The organism is Pseudomonas sp. YA1 (assembly GCF_058680555.1).
On record NZ_JBZWBG010000010.1, the window covers coordinates 157,262 to 170,403 of the forward strand.

Below are 13,142 nucleotides of genomic sequence, written 5' to 3' on the forward strand. Positions count from 1 at the left end.
CAGCTCCGGAGGATCATCGGCCGCCCGCCCCGGCGGCGCCGGCGTGACCGGAGCCGCCATTTGCGTCACATGTTAGCCGCTGATTCCGGCTTCCGATACGTCTAGCGCCTCGCCCCACGCGGATTCGTCGCGCACCGGCGATCGCTGGCGCAGCCAGCGCTCCACCAAGGGCCAGACCTCCAGCTGGGCCGCCTTGCCGATCAGCATCTCGATATGCCCGTAGTCCTCGGCGTAGCCAGCCTCGCGTCCGAGCAACAGGTATTCGCGCTCGGACGAGGCGAACTGCTCGAACAACTTGCGACAGGCCCAGGACGGGTCCTGCCGGTCCCCAGCCCCGGCGACCGCCAATAGCGGCACGTCGACTGCGGCGAGCCCCTTCCACCAGTCGTTGCCCGGCTCGCCGAAGCGGCCGAACAGCCCATGCCAACGCAGGACCTCCAGCGCCAGGCCGACCGGCTCGTCTTCCGGGCCCTGCCGCCAACGGCTTCCGGATAGCGCGTCGACGCGGCGCAGCAGCAGGCGCGCGAGGATGCCTGCCATGGGCAACCTGAACAGCCAGTGCGCGGTGCTGACCTGGCTACCGAACAACGCCACGGAAGCGATCCGTGCCTGGTCCAGGTAGCCCCCGCCCAGTCCCGCCGCCAGCACCACCCCACCGAGGGAGTGGCCAATCCAGTGCGCCGGCTGCCCGCACTGCTCGTGGATGAAGGAGGCCAGCGCCGGCAGGTCGTAGCGCGCGTAGTCGGCGACCCGGTTGTCCCGGTAACCATCGTTGCGAATCGACAGGCCATGGCCGCGCATTTCCGGCAGCCAGACATCGAACCCCGCCCGCGCCAGGTAAGGACCTAATCCGAGCGCACGCGGCGAGTACCAGAAGCGGCGGTTGGAAAAACTCCCGTGCAGGAGGATCACAGGCGGTCCGCGCCGCTCGCCGGCGGCCTGCTGTCCGAGCCGGGTTACGACCAGCTCGACGCTGGCATCGGGGCTGTTGCCGGGCTTCAGGCGGTAGATGTCTTCGGTAAGGTCGGCGCGCAATTCGGCGCTGACCAGGGCGACAGGAAAGAGGCGACTACTGCTTTGCATGCTTGTCTTGTACAGGAGGCACGAAAAAGGGCGGTGTTACCCGCCCTTTCCGGATACAGCGAGGACCGATCAGGCCTGGTCTTGACCCTCGGCGAGGAAGAACCAGGTATCCAGCACCGAGTCGGGGTTCAACGAGACGCTCTCGATGCCCTGCTCCATCAGCCAGCGGGCCAGGTCCGGGTGGTCCGACGGACCCTGGCCGCAGATGCCGATGTACTTGCCGGCCTTGTTGCAGGCAGCGATGGCGTTGGCCAGCAGCTTCTTCACCGCCGGATTGCGCTCGTCGAACAGGTGGGCAACGATGCCGGAATCGCGATCCAGGCCCAGGGTCAGTTGGGTCAGGTCGTTGGAACCGATGGAGAAGCCATCGAAGAACTCAAGGAACTCGTCGGCCAGCAGGGCGTTCGACGGCAGTTCGCACATCATGATGACCTTCAGTCCGTTCTCGCCGCGCTTCAGGCCGTTCCCGGCCAGCAGCTCGACCACCTGGCTCGCCTCGCCCAGGGTGCGCACGAAGGGCACCATGATCTCGACGTTGGTCAGGCCCATTTCGTTGCGGACCTTCTTCAGCGCACGACACTCCAGCTCGAAGCAGTCGCGGAACGACTCGCTGATGTAGCGCGAGGCGCCACGGAAGCCGAGCATCGGGTTCTCTTCTTCCGGCTCGTAGAGCTTGCCGCCGATCAGGTTGGCGTACTCATTGGACTTGAAGTCGGACAGGCGCACGATGACCTTCTTCGGCCAGAACGCCGCGGCCAGGGTGCTGATGCCCTCCACCAGCTTCTCGACGTAGAAGCCGACCGGATCGGGATAGCCGGCGATGCGCTTCTCCACGCTTTCCTTGATGTCCGCCGGCAGGCCGGCGAAGTTCAGCAACGCCTTGGGGTGCACGCCGATCATGCGGTTGATGATGAATTCGAGGCGGGCCAGGCCCACGCCTTCGTTCGGCAACTGGGCGAAATCGAAAGCGCGATCGGGATTGCCGACGTTCATCATGATCTTGAACGGAAGGTCGGGCATGGCGTCGACCGAGTTCTTGCGCACATCGAAACCGAGTTCGCCTTCGAAGATGAAGCCGGTATCGCCTTCGGCACAGGAAACGGTCACCCCCTGGCCATCCTGCAGGATCTGGGTGGCATTGCCGCAACCGACCACCGCCGGGATGCCCAGTTCGCGAGCGATGATCGCCGCGTGGCAGGTGCGCCCGCCGCGGTTGGTGACGATGGCGCTGGCGCGCTTCATCACCGGCTCCCAGTCCGGGTCGGTCATGTCGGAGACCAGGACGTCACCCGGTTGGACCTTGTCCATTTCCGACACGTCGTTGATCACCTTGACCGGACCGGCACCGATGCGCTGGCCGATGGCACGTCCTTCCACCAGGACGGTCCCCTTCTCTTTCAGCAGGTAGCGCTCCATGACCGTGGCGCTGGCGCGGCTCTTCACGGTTTCCGGGCGTGCCTGGACGATGTACAGCTTGCCGTCGTCACCGTCCTTGGCCCATTCGATGTCCATCGGGCGGCCATAGTGCTTCTCGATGATCATGGCCTGCTTGGCCAGCTCGGTGACCTCGGCGTCGCTCAGGGCGAAGCGGGCGCGATCGGCGCGATCGACGTCCACCACCTTGACCGAGCGACCGGCCTTGGCTTCGTCGCCGTAGATCATCTTGATCGCCTTGCTACCCAGGTTGCGGCGCAGGATGGCCGGACGCCCGGCTTCCAGGGTCGGCTTGTGGACGTAGAACTCGTCGGGGTTCACCGCGCCCTGGACCACGGTCTCGCCCAGGCCGTAGGCACCAGTGATGAAGACCACGTCGCGGAAGCCGGATTCGGTGTCCAGGGTGAACATCACCCCGGCGGTGCCGGTTTCCGAGCGGACCATGCGCTGCACGCCGGCGGACAAGGCGACCAGCTTGTGGTCGAAGCCCTGGTGCACGCGGTAGGCGATGGCGCGGTCGTTGAACAGGGAGGCGAAGACCTCTTTTGCTGCGCGGATCACATTGTCCACGCCGCGGATATTGAGGAAGGTTTCCTGCTGGCCGGCGAACGAGGCGTCCGGAAGGTCTTCGGCGGTAGCGGAGGAACGCACTGCCACGGCGAGGTTGTCGTTGCCGTTGGCCAGGGCGGCGAAGGCCTGGCGGATTTCGCTGTCGAGACGGGCCGGGAACTCGGCTTCCATCACCCACTGGCGGATCTGCGCGCCGGTCTTGGCCAGGGCGTTGACGTCGTCGACGTCCAGGGCGTCCAGGGCCGCGTGGATACGGTCGTTGAGGCCACTCTGCTCGAGGAAGTCACGGTAGGCCTGGGCGGTGGTGGCAAATCCGCCGGGTACGGAAACGCCGGCACCGGCCAGGTTGCTGATCATCTCGCCGAGGGATGCGTTCTTGCCCCCCACATGCTCTACATCATGGACGCCGAGCTTATCGAGGGAAACTACGTACTCTACCAAGGTGATCTCTCCACTATTGAATTGGAAAAGCTCAAGCGGGGCCAGGAGCAGCTCCGCTGGATTCTGGCCTGGCCCTTAGAAATAAGTGACAATGCTGCGACAGAAAGGCCTCTGACAACGCGCGGCCTATCATAGCCAAGAATCGTTCCTACCTTAAGGCTTTCGGTGCAAATGAAACGAACCGCATTCTTCATCTCGGACGGCACCGGTATCACCGCCGAAACCCTGGGCCAAAGCCTTCTGGCACAGTTCGAGAACATCAGCTTCGTCAAACTGACGAGACCGTACATCGATACCGAAGAAAAAGCGCGCGCCATGGTACAGCAAATCAATAATGCTGCCGAGTCGGACGGGGCCCGCCCGATCATCTTCGATACCATCGTGAACCGCGACATCCGGGCGGTCCTGGCGCAATCCAACGGTTTCATGATCGATATCTTCGCCACCTTTCTTTCGCCTCTGGAACAGGAGCTTTCGGCCGACTCGTCCTATTCGGTCGGCAAGTCCCACTCCATCGGCCACAACTCCAACTACATGGATCGCATCGAGGCGGTGAACTTCGCCCTCGACAACGACGACGGCGCCCGCACCCACTACTACGACAAGGCCGACCTGATCCTGGTCGGCGTCTCGCGCTGCGGCAAGACGCCCACCTGCCTGTACATGGCCTTGCAGTATGGCATCCGCGCCGCCAACTACCCGTTGACGGAAGAGGACATGGAGCGCCTGCAACTGCCGAACGCCCTCAAGCAGTACAAGCACAAGCTGTTCGGCCTGACCATCGACCCCGACCGCCTCACCGCGATCCGCAACGAACGCAAGCCCAACAGTCGCTACGCCAGCTTCGCCCAGTGCGAATTCGAGGTACGCGAGGTCGAAAGCCTGTTCCGCCGCGAAAACATCGCCTACATCAACTCCACGCATTTCTCGGTGGAGGAGATTTCCGCAAAGATCCTCGTCGAAAAAGGCGTGGAACGGCGCTTCAAATAACCGCTCCGGGGCCAGCGGCTCGGCACCGCCAAGGTCCCTTGCCCGCTTCCGGTAACGCTTCGAGCCCCTGGATGGAATTTCGTTTCATCCCAGGGGCAAAACCCCGACCAAGTGGTATAAGCGGCTGTCGCTGCCGAAAAACCGCGTGATAGAATGCGGCCCGCATGCGCCTGGCGGGGCGCCCGGCATGCCCGGCCTGCCGAGCGCAGGTCGATGACGCAGGGTTTTCCGTCACGGACTGGACAGCGATCGCAAGATCGACCCGCCGAACGCGACACCAACCAGGACTTATGAAACTCAAGCCCTTAGCTCCCCTGCTCTGCCTATTCATCGCCGTACCAGGCCTGAGCGTAGCCGCCGAAAAGACGGTCTACGGCCTGAACGAATACGCGCGCATCAACGACCCGGACATCCAGCTGGCCGCCAAGCTCGACACCGGCGCCAAGACCGCCTCCCTCAGCGCCCGCGACATCAAGCGTTTCAAGCGCGACGGCGAAACCTGGGTGCGCTTCTACCTGGCCACCGACAACGCCGACGACACCCCGATCGAGAAGCCCCTGGCGCGGATCAGCAAGATCAAGCGCCGCCACGGCGACTTCAACCCCGACGAGGGCAAGGCCTATACCGCCCGTCCGGTGATCGAGCTGCAGGTCTGCATGGGCAAGGCGATTCGCACCATCGAAGTGAACCTGACCGACCGAAGTGCATTCCAATACCCGCTTTTGATCGGCTCGGAGGCCTTGAAGAAATTCGACGCACTGGTCGATCCGAGTTTGAAATACTCGGCCGGGAAACCCGGCTGCAAACCTGATGCAAAACCTGCTGAGTAAACGACATGCGCTCTCTCAACCTGCATCTGAAAGTCCTGATCGCCATCCTGCTGACCCTGGGTGTGGCGATCACCGCCTATCAGATTTTCGTCCAGGGTATTCCCGTTACCGAAGCCGAAACCGATGACCTCTGGAACATCGATGCCAAGGTCGACTTCGTCGCCACGCCGAAAACCCCGGTCAAGGTGCAGATGTTCGTTCCGCCGTTGAGCCAGGACTACGTCAGCCTCAACGAAAGCTTCGTCTCCAACAATTACGGCGTCAGCATCAATCGCGCCGACGGCAATCGCAAGGTGACCTGGTCCGCCCGCCGCGCCAACGGCAAGCAGACCCTGTACTACCGCCTGGTGCTGACCAAGCGCTACACCGGCGAGAAGACCAAGGAGAAAGGCCCGATCTTCCGCGACAGCCTGCCCCTGGAAGGCCCGGAGAAGATCGCCGCAGAAGCCCTGCTGGCCCCCATTCGCCAGCACTCGGCCGACGTCGAGACCTTCGTCAGCGAAGCCATCAAGCGCGCCAACAACGGCAACGACGACAACGTCAAGCTGCTGATGGCTGGCGACACCAGCCTGGAAAAGAAAGCGCATATCGTCGAGACCCTGCTGTCCATCGCCCACGTGCCGATGGAGCGGGTCCACACCATCCGCCTGGTCGCCGACCTGCAACAGAGCCCGGAACTGTGGCTGCGCAGCTTCAACGGCGAGAACTGGCTGTATTTCAACGTGGTCACCGGCGAACAGGGCCTGCCCTCCGATCGCCTGATCTGGTGGCTTGGCGATGAGCCGCTGATGACCATCGACGGCGGCAAGAAGGCCCAGGTCAGCTTCAGCCTGAACAGCAGCGAGATGAATGCCATCCGCCTGGCCAAGCTGTCCGACGAGAACACCGAGGCGGCCTTCCTCGAGTACTCCCTGTACGGCCTGCCGCTGTCCACCCAGCAGACCTTCCAGATCATGATCATGATCCCGATCGGCGTGCTGGTGATCCTGATCCTGCGCAACCTGATCGGCCTGCAGACCCTCGGCACCTTCACCCCGGTGCTGATCGCCCTGGCCTTCCGCGAGACCGGCCTGCAATGGGGTATCGCCCTGTTCACCGTGATCACCGCCCTGGGCCTGTCGCTGCGCTCCTATCTCGAGCACCTGAAGCTGCAGATGCTGCCGCGCCTCTCGGTGGTGCTGACCTTCGTGGTGGTGATGATCGCGGTGATCAGCCTGTTCAGCCACAAGCTCGGCTTCGAGAGCGGCCTGTCGATCGCCCTGTTCCCGATGGTGATCCTGACCATGACCATCGAACGCCTGTCGATCACCTGGGAAGAGCGCGGCGGCGGCCATGCGATGAAGGTGGCCATCGGCACCCTTTTCGCGGCATCGCTGGCGCACATCCTCATGCGCATCCCGGAACTGGTGTACTTCATCTTCACCTTCCCGGCCGTGCTGCTGATCCTGGTCGCCTTCATGCTCGCCATGGGCCGCTACCGCGGCTACCGCCTGACCGAGCTGTTCCGCTTCAAGGCCCTGCTCAAGGACTGAACCATGTCGATCTGGAAGACCTGGAAAGACCTGACCGCGAAAGGCGTGATGGGCATCAACCGACGCAATGCCGATTACGTCCTGAAGTACAACAAGCGGCACCTGTATCCGGTGGTGGACGACAAGATCATCACCAAGGAACGCGCGCTCGAGGCCGGCATCCACGTGCCGGAGATGTACGGCATCATCGAGACCGAGAAAGGCATCGACAAGCTCAACGAGATCATCGGCGAGCACAACGATTTCGTCATCAAGCCGGCGCAGGGCGCCGGCGGCGACGGCATCATGGTGATCGCCGACCGTTTCGAGGGCCGCTACAAGACCGTGTCGGGGAAGATCGTCAGCCACGAGGAGATCGAGCACCACATCTCGAGCATCCTCTCCGGCCTCTACTCCCTCGGCGGCCATCGCGACCGCGTGCTGATCGAGTACCGGGTGACCCCCGACCAGATCTTCAAGAGCATCAGCTACGAAGGTGTGCCGGACATCCGCATCATCGTACTGATGGGCTACCCGGTGATGGCCATGCTGCGCCTGCCGACCCGGCAGTCGGGCGGCAAGGCCAACCTGCACCAGGGCGCCATCGGCGTGGGCGTCGACCTGGCCACCGGCGTCACCCTGCGCGGCACCTGGCTGAACAACAAGATCGCCAAGCACCCGGACACCACCAACGCGGTGGACGGCGTGCAACTGCCGAACTGGGACGGCTTCATGAAGCTGGCGGCCGGTTGCTACGAGTTGTCGGGCCTCGGCTACATCGGCGTGGACATGGTTCTCGACCAGGAGAAAGGCCCGCTGATCCTCGAACTCAACGCCCGCCCGGGCCTGAACATCCAGATCGCCAACGACAGCGGCCTGGTGCACCGCTGCCACGCCGTCGAGGCGCGACTGGAAGAACTCAAGGCGAAAGGCATCGAAGAGTCCGCGGAAGAGCGCGTACGCTTCTCCCAGCAGTTGTTCGGCCACGTCCAGCAGCACCAGGGCTGACGTGCTTCCGGTATGAAGAAGCCCGGCTCCGGCCGGGCTTTTTCATGTCTCGGATTTCAACGCACCACGGCCAGCTCGAAGCCGCCCTGCCGGGCGTGCTCATGTACCTGCATGCCCGCCTCGTTCACCGCCAGGTCCTGCAGCGGACGCTTGAACGGCTTGTTGTCGAGGGTTTGCAGCGAGCGGTCCTCGTCGGTAGTCAGCAGCAGCACGTAGCGCTCGCCGCGATTGGCTCGCACCGGCACCGTACCCTCGATGAAAGCGTAGCGATACCAGGTTTCCGGGTTCAGCTTGTACACCGCGTCGCTGACCAGCCGGGTCGGCCGCTTGTGCTCGTCGAGGAACAGCAGCGACGGGTAGACCACCTGGCGGTTGGCGAAACTGCGGATGCGCAGGCCGTAGACACCCTGAGAGCGCGGCAGCCGGATCGCCGCGTAGAAGCTCCTGCCCATGGGAAAGTCGAAGCTCGGCGAGAAGCGGTTCAACTCCTCGTAGCGCGGTTCGTCGGCATCCAGCTCGGTGAAGTCGCTCTCGGCGATCTGCTCGCAGCAGCGCCGTTGCAGGTCCTGGTAGAGATCGTCGATGGTCATCTCGGTGCCCTTGAGCAAAGCCTTCAGCGCATCGCTCTGCTGGCCGGCGCCATCCAGCCCGGGCAACGCCGTCGGACGTTGCTTGAACTCGATCTGCCGGCCCTCGGTGAAGGCGATCTGCGACGAAGGCGCGGCCTCCCGCTTGAAGCGCGCCGCGCGCTCCTCGGGCGGGATCTGCGAGTTGTGCATACGGCCCTTCTCGTCCACCCAGGTGTAGTAGGGACTGCCGTTCTCGCTGCGAACGAAACCCTTGCCCTCGAAGGCCTCGGCATCGATGTATTCGGCGGAGTGCTCGCCGTTGGGCAGGACATAGTCGGCGCGCTGGCCGGCGACCTGGGCGCCGGCATAGAAGCTGTTCTGCACGTTGCCGTTGGCATCGATCCAAGTGTAGTAGCGACGCTTGCTCTCCCCTCCGCTGCTGTTCCCCGGCCACTGCGTGGCGTTGTCCGCCTTGTTCAGCACCCGCGCCTGGTCGCTCTGGCCGATGCGCTGCCGCGCCTGGCGCTGCTGGCGGTCGAACTGGCCGTCGACGAAGGTGTTGTGCACCCCGCCATTGTCGTCCACCCAGGTCAGGTAGCGCCCGCCGGAGGCCCAGCCCGGCGAAGATGCCGGCAGCGCCAGGGAGAAGACGCAAAGTACGATGGATGCGCGCATCATGCTCCAGCCCTCAGAAGGTCGTACGGTAGGTCATGGCGAAAATATAGGCCTTCACCGTGGTGTCCACGTCCAGTCCCGCGTAGGGGTTGTACACCAGGTTGTCGAGCCCGGTGCAGTTCAGGTTGCAGCTGGTATCGGCCTTGACGCTCTGCTTGGTGACGAAGTAGTTGAAACCGACATCGATCACCGTGTCCTTGTCCCACTGGTAGCCCAGCCCCAGGCCGTAGAGATTGGCATCGCCGATCGGCACCAGGATGTCCGCCTGGCCCTTGGGGATCGCCGAAGGCCGGTATTCGTAGCCGGCGCGCAGCTGCAAACGGTCGTTGACGTCGTACTGCACGCCCATGGCCCAGCTCCAGGTATCGCGGTAGCCGCGGTCGAGGGTGATGCTGTGGCTGGTGGCGTCCTTCGAGTCGAGGTACTTGGCGATGCGCAGCAGGTCGAGCTCGCGGTCGAACTCGATCTTGAACTCGTTCCAGTCGCTGTAGCCGTTCCATTTCAGGTCGAAGTTGAATTGCCACTTCTTGAACGGGCGCAGCTTCACGCCGGTGGAGAAGGCATCCGGATAGACCATGTTCATCGTGGCGTTGCCATGCTCTTCATCGACGTTCCCGTAGGGGAACATCTGGCCGAGGATCGCACCACCGAGCGACTTGTGCACCCCGGTCCAGAAACCCTGCCAGCCCTGGCCGTAGTCAACCCGGTACTTACCCTTGAGCCTCATCCGCGACTCGCTCTGATAGGTCGCGCCCCAGGCGAACCAGTCGGTGGGCTCCCAGAGCACGCCGAGGTTGAAGCTGGGCGACAGCGACTGCTGCATGTCCAGGTCGATATTGGCCAGGTTCTGGAACGGACCGATGTTGCCGCCGCAGACGTTGAAGAACACCTCGAGGATCTCCTGCATTCCCGGCAGGCAACCGATCTCCTTGGTCTGCTGCAACAGCCCGAGCAACTGGTTCGGCGCCCGGAAATCCTCGTTCAACGCTACTGCCTGGTGGGAAAAACCCACCGACAGGCCGACCGACAGCTCGTCGTTGACCTGGTAGGCCAGGGTCGGCGAGAAGTAGGTGAGCCGCTGCAACGACACCTCGCGTCCCTGGTAGCGCGCCGGATCGCTATCGGAATCGCGGCTGTAGCCCAGCGCTTGCGGGGTGTAGACGTTGGTGGCGAAGGTGAACTTGGAACCCGGCGGGTTGATCGAGATCCCGGCCAGCGGCGCCACCAGCAACGGCACGTCGGTCATGCCGCCGAGGCCGGGCAGGTACATGGTCGGGGTCAGGGTCCGGCTGTGGCTGTTGGCGACCGGGTCGTCGCGCAGGCCGAAGGTGCCTTCGCCGTAGTTCGGCGGCGCCTTGAAGCCGGCGCGGATGTCCATCACCCCGGTGAGCAGCTTCACGGTCGCCTGGCGGCCCTTCATCTTGGTCAGCGCCGCCGGGTTGTAGTGCACCGAATCGATGCCGGTCTCGTCGGCGGTCACGGCGTTGCCGAGGGCCATGGCTTTCGGGTTGCCGATGGTCAGGTCGTTGGCCATCTGCGCGCCGGCCGGCGGAATCCAGGCCAGGCACACCCCTGCCAGCGCCAGCCAGAGCGGCGCAATGCGCATCTTCATAACAGGCCTCGCTCGCGGGTTACTGGGCCTTCAGCCCTTTGATATCGAGGGGTACGGATAACCCCAGCAGTACATCCGGCGAGTCTTCCGTGAGGCCGAAACCGGCGTTGACGTTGACGATGTAGTCCGGTGACGTCCGCAAGCCGAGCGAGAAGTTCATGATGCTACTGGTCTGTTCGGACGACTCGAACGTACCGGCAGTGGTGTGGTAGCGGTTCTTCAGCGTGTAGGCCATCTGGTACGAAGTCGCCAGCGAGACGTCGTAGGACAGCGCGTAGGCCATGCCCATGTTGAAGTTGATCGTGTTGCCGGGCGAGACCTTCTCCAGCTGGGAGTTGTCGGCCAGGGTCTGGTGCACGTCGTCCACCGGCAGGTTCCAGGTGTAGCCGAGCGAGCCGTAGAGGACCACCGGGTCGATCACATAGGACATGTTCGCGCCGAAGCCCAGGCTGTAGTAGCCGTTGCCGGTGGAGATGTCCTTGTCCAGGTTGGTCTTGTAGGGACTGTCGCCGGTCGGCAGGCCGATGGTGGTATACAGCGTGGTGACCGGCCGCCCGCGCACCGCCGCCCAGGGCTGCCAGCGCAAGGTCGCGGAAACGTCGCCGAGGCTGTAGGCGTGGGTATCCATCTCGGTGTCGTACTTGGCTACCAGCGGCAGGCGGAAACTGAAGGTGAGGTTGTCCCAGATCCCGTAGTCGAAGGTGAAGGAGTTGGTGAAGGTGTGCTGGGACTGGCTCTGCCGGCCGGCGAGGCCGTAGATCTGCGTGCCGCCGCTGGTCTTGGTCAGCGGCACCAGGGTCAGCCGCTGGTCGCGCACCAGCGCGTAGTCGAAACCGTAGGTCAGGGTCCGCTCGCCCTTCTTCAGCAAGGTGTAGCTCTTCTCGGCGGCCTGGAAGACTTCCTCCAGCGCCTTGGCGCTGTCGGCATCGTCATTCTTCTTGGCCAGCGCGTCACGGGCCTGGTCGACCGAGGCTTCCTCGGCAACGGACAAACCGCTGATAGACAGCATCAGCGCCGCCGCGCATGTGTACCCCCTGATTCTCATGGCGCTATCCCCAGAGATTGTTCTTGTTTTTGGGTATCTGCTACTTGGTGCGCAGGTGTATGACGTCGCCACCAGTGCCCAGCTCACGGACCTGGTTTTCAGTGATCTTGTTGATCTGCGGAAACTCGCGGAACGCCAGCAGGCTGACGGTGCGGTCGTCCACCAGGCGCATGTCGCGATCGTTCAGCGCCAGCGCGTTGCGGGGCTCCTGCCCACTCGGGAAGATCACGAACAGGACGTTCTGGTCCCAGATTTCCTCGAAGCGCGTCCGGGTGAAGCTGATGTTGCCCAAGGCCGGATCGGCGACGAAGACGTGATCGTTGTAGACATCGCGCACCACCACGAAATGCTTGAAGCCGGCATAGTGGATGGGGACCAGCGCCGGATGCTCGAGAGCGTCCAGGTCGCTGAACTCGGCGCGAAAACCACCGCTCTTGTAGCCCAGCGCAGCGGCGTAGCGCTTCATGTCGAGCAGCGAGAAACCGCGGCGCTGCACGATCTTATCGGCCTCGCCATAGCGCAGCAGCCCTTCCATGACCTGGCGTTCCTCGAGGTTGCGCCCGAGGTAGTAGTCCAGCAGCGTGGTAAGCGCCGCCGAGCCGCAGCTGTAGTCATAGGCCTGGCGGATGACGTTGCGGAACTGCAACTGGCTCATCGGCTCCAGTTGCACCGATTCGCGGTAGGGTCCATTGGGGGTCAGAGGCTGGCTGAGGTTGACCGTGCCCTGCGGTTGCGGCTTGGTATCGACCGTCTGGGTGAACCCGAACAGTCCGATCAGACTTCCCAGCAAAATCTCGAACATCGCCCCGTCGTACCTCTTTCGGAGAAAGACCCCGCCGATGCCTCGGCGAGGTCTTCGCGTCTCGACTCGGTTCCTGGATCAGTGACCCCAGACCTTGATGGTGGAACCGGCCATGTTCAGCCCGGAGACGGTCAGCGAGCCGATGCTGGCGGCGCTGGTGTCGCCCACCTTGATGGCGCCAACGGTCACGTCGCCGGTGATGGCCGGCAGGCCGATGGCCAATTGCTGGGTCGACTTGCCGCCGATATCGGTGGTGACGACGTCGATGGTCAGCGGCTTGGTATCGTCGATGGTCAGCGCCGGCAGGCTGATGTTCTCCAGCCGCAGGGAGCCGCCGTTGGTGTCGGTATCGGTGTAGGTCACGGCCCCGACGGAGCCCTGGAAAGTACCGGAAATGCTGATGCCTGCCTGGCCGGTCACGTCGGACAGCGCGCCATCGTCCATGGCTTTCAGGTCGGCATGCGCCAGCAAGGGAGCAGCCAGAACAGCAGTTGCGAGGAACAGGTGCTTTTTCATTGTTATTTCTCCAGTGTTCAGGTGTGGTTTGCCCCAGGGCACTGCCGTTTGCATCC

At 63.5% G+C, this 13,142-nt stretch carries 11 protein-coding genes; 4 read left to right on the forward strand and 7 right to left on the reverse strand.

What is annotated here, in order from left to right; all coding sequences use genetic code 11:
• Positions 1-72: 72 nt before the first annotated feature.
• Together AC4OR5_RS16080 and ppsA are read right to left on the reverse strand one after the other, a co-directional pair.
• Positions 73-1,083: an alpha/beta fold hydrolase gene (locus AC4OR5_RS16080; protein WP_031694134.1), complete on the reverse strand. Its 1,011-nt coding sequence runs from the start codon at positions 1,081-1,083 to the stop codon at positions 73-75.
• A 69-nt stretch (positions 1,084-1,152) separates the two neighbouring features.
• Positions 1,153-3,528, reverse strand: a complete 2,376-nt coding sequence (gene ppsA, locus AC4OR5_RS16085) for a phosphoenolpyruvate synthase (protein ID WP_003098065.1) — start codon at positions 3,526-3,528, stop codon at positions 1,153-1,155.
• 171 nt (positions 3,529-3,699) lie between these two features.
• On the opposite strand from ppsA, the gene ppsR reads away from it, so the two are divergent.
• The 4 genes from ppsR to AC4OR5_RS16105 all read left to right on the forward strand — a co-directional run bounded on the left by ppsR (position 3,700) and on the right by AC4OR5_RS16105 (position 7,867).
• Complete coding sequence (ppsR, locus tag AC4OR5_RS16090; RefSeq protein WP_003087813.1) at positions 3,700-4,518, forward strand: posphoenolpyruvate synthetase regulatory kinase/phosphorylase PpsR; 819 nt, start codon at positions 3,700-3,702, stop codon at positions 4,516-4,518.
• A gap of 290 nt (positions 4,519-4,808) precedes the next feature.
• Positions 4,809-5,348 carry a retropepsin-like aspartic peptidase RloA gene (gene rloA / locus AC4OR5_RS16095; protein WP_003087811.1) on the forward strand — a complete coding sequence of 180 codons (540 nt, stop codon included), beginning with the start codon at positions 4,809-4,811 and terminating at the stop codon, positions 5,346-5,348.
• Between the two features lie 5 nt (positions 5,349-5,353).
• Complete coding sequence (gene rloB, locus AC4OR5_RS16100; protein WP_003087809.1) at positions 5,354-6,880, forward strand: osmotic stress tolerance membrane protein RloB; 1,527 nt, start codon at positions 5,354-5,356, stop codon at positions 6,878-6,880.
• A 3-nt stretch (positions 6,881-6,883) separates the two neighbouring features.
• Positions 6,884-7,867, forward strand: a complete 984-nt coding sequence (locus tag AC4OR5_RS16105) for an alpha-L-glutamate ligase-like protein (RefSeq protein ID WP_003087807.1) — start codon at positions 6,884-6,886, stop codon at positions 7,865-7,867.
• A 56-nt stretch (positions 7,868-7,923) separates the two neighbouring features.
• On the opposite strand, the gene AC4OR5_RS16110 is transcribed toward AC4OR5_RS16105, so the two are convergent.
• The 5 genes from AC4OR5_RS16110 to AC4OR5_RS16130 form a co-directional block, all read right to left on the reverse strand.
• On the reverse strand, positions 7,924-9,111 hold the full coding sequence (locus AC4OR5_RS16110; protein ID WP_003087803.1) for a MalM family protein: 1,188 nt from the start codon (positions 9,109-9,111) through the stop codon (positions 7,924-7,926).
• A 13-nt stretch (positions 9,112-9,124) separates the two neighbouring features.
• Complete coding sequence (locus AC4OR5_RS16115; RefSeq protein ID WP_003132834.1) at positions 9,125-10,723, reverse strand: outer membrane protein transport protein; 1,599 nt, start codon at positions 10,721-10,723, stop codon at positions 9,125-9,127.
• 19 nt (positions 10,724-10,742) lie between these two features.
• Positions 10,743-11,768, reverse strand: coding sequence for a transporter (locus AC4OR5_RS16120; RefSeq protein ID WP_003120313.1), 1,026 nt, complete (start codon positions 11,766-11,768; stop codon positions 10,743-10,745).
• A gap of 40 nt (positions 11,769-11,808) precedes the next feature.
• A complete protein-coding gene (locus tag AC4OR5_RS16125; protein ID WP_003098072.1) occupies positions 11,809-12,570 on the reverse strand; it encodes a C39 family peptidase in 762 nt (253 codons plus the stop codon).
• Positions 12,571-12,648: 78 nt separating this feature from the next.
• The gene (locus AC4OR5_RS16130) at positions 12,649-13,086 is read right to left on the reverse strand and encodes a DUF6160 family protein (RefSeq protein WP_003098074.1); all 438 of its coding nucleotides are present in this window, start codon (positions 13,084-13,086) and stop codon (positions 12,649-12,651) included.
• Between the last annotated feature and the right edge of the window lie 56 nt (positions 13,087-13,142).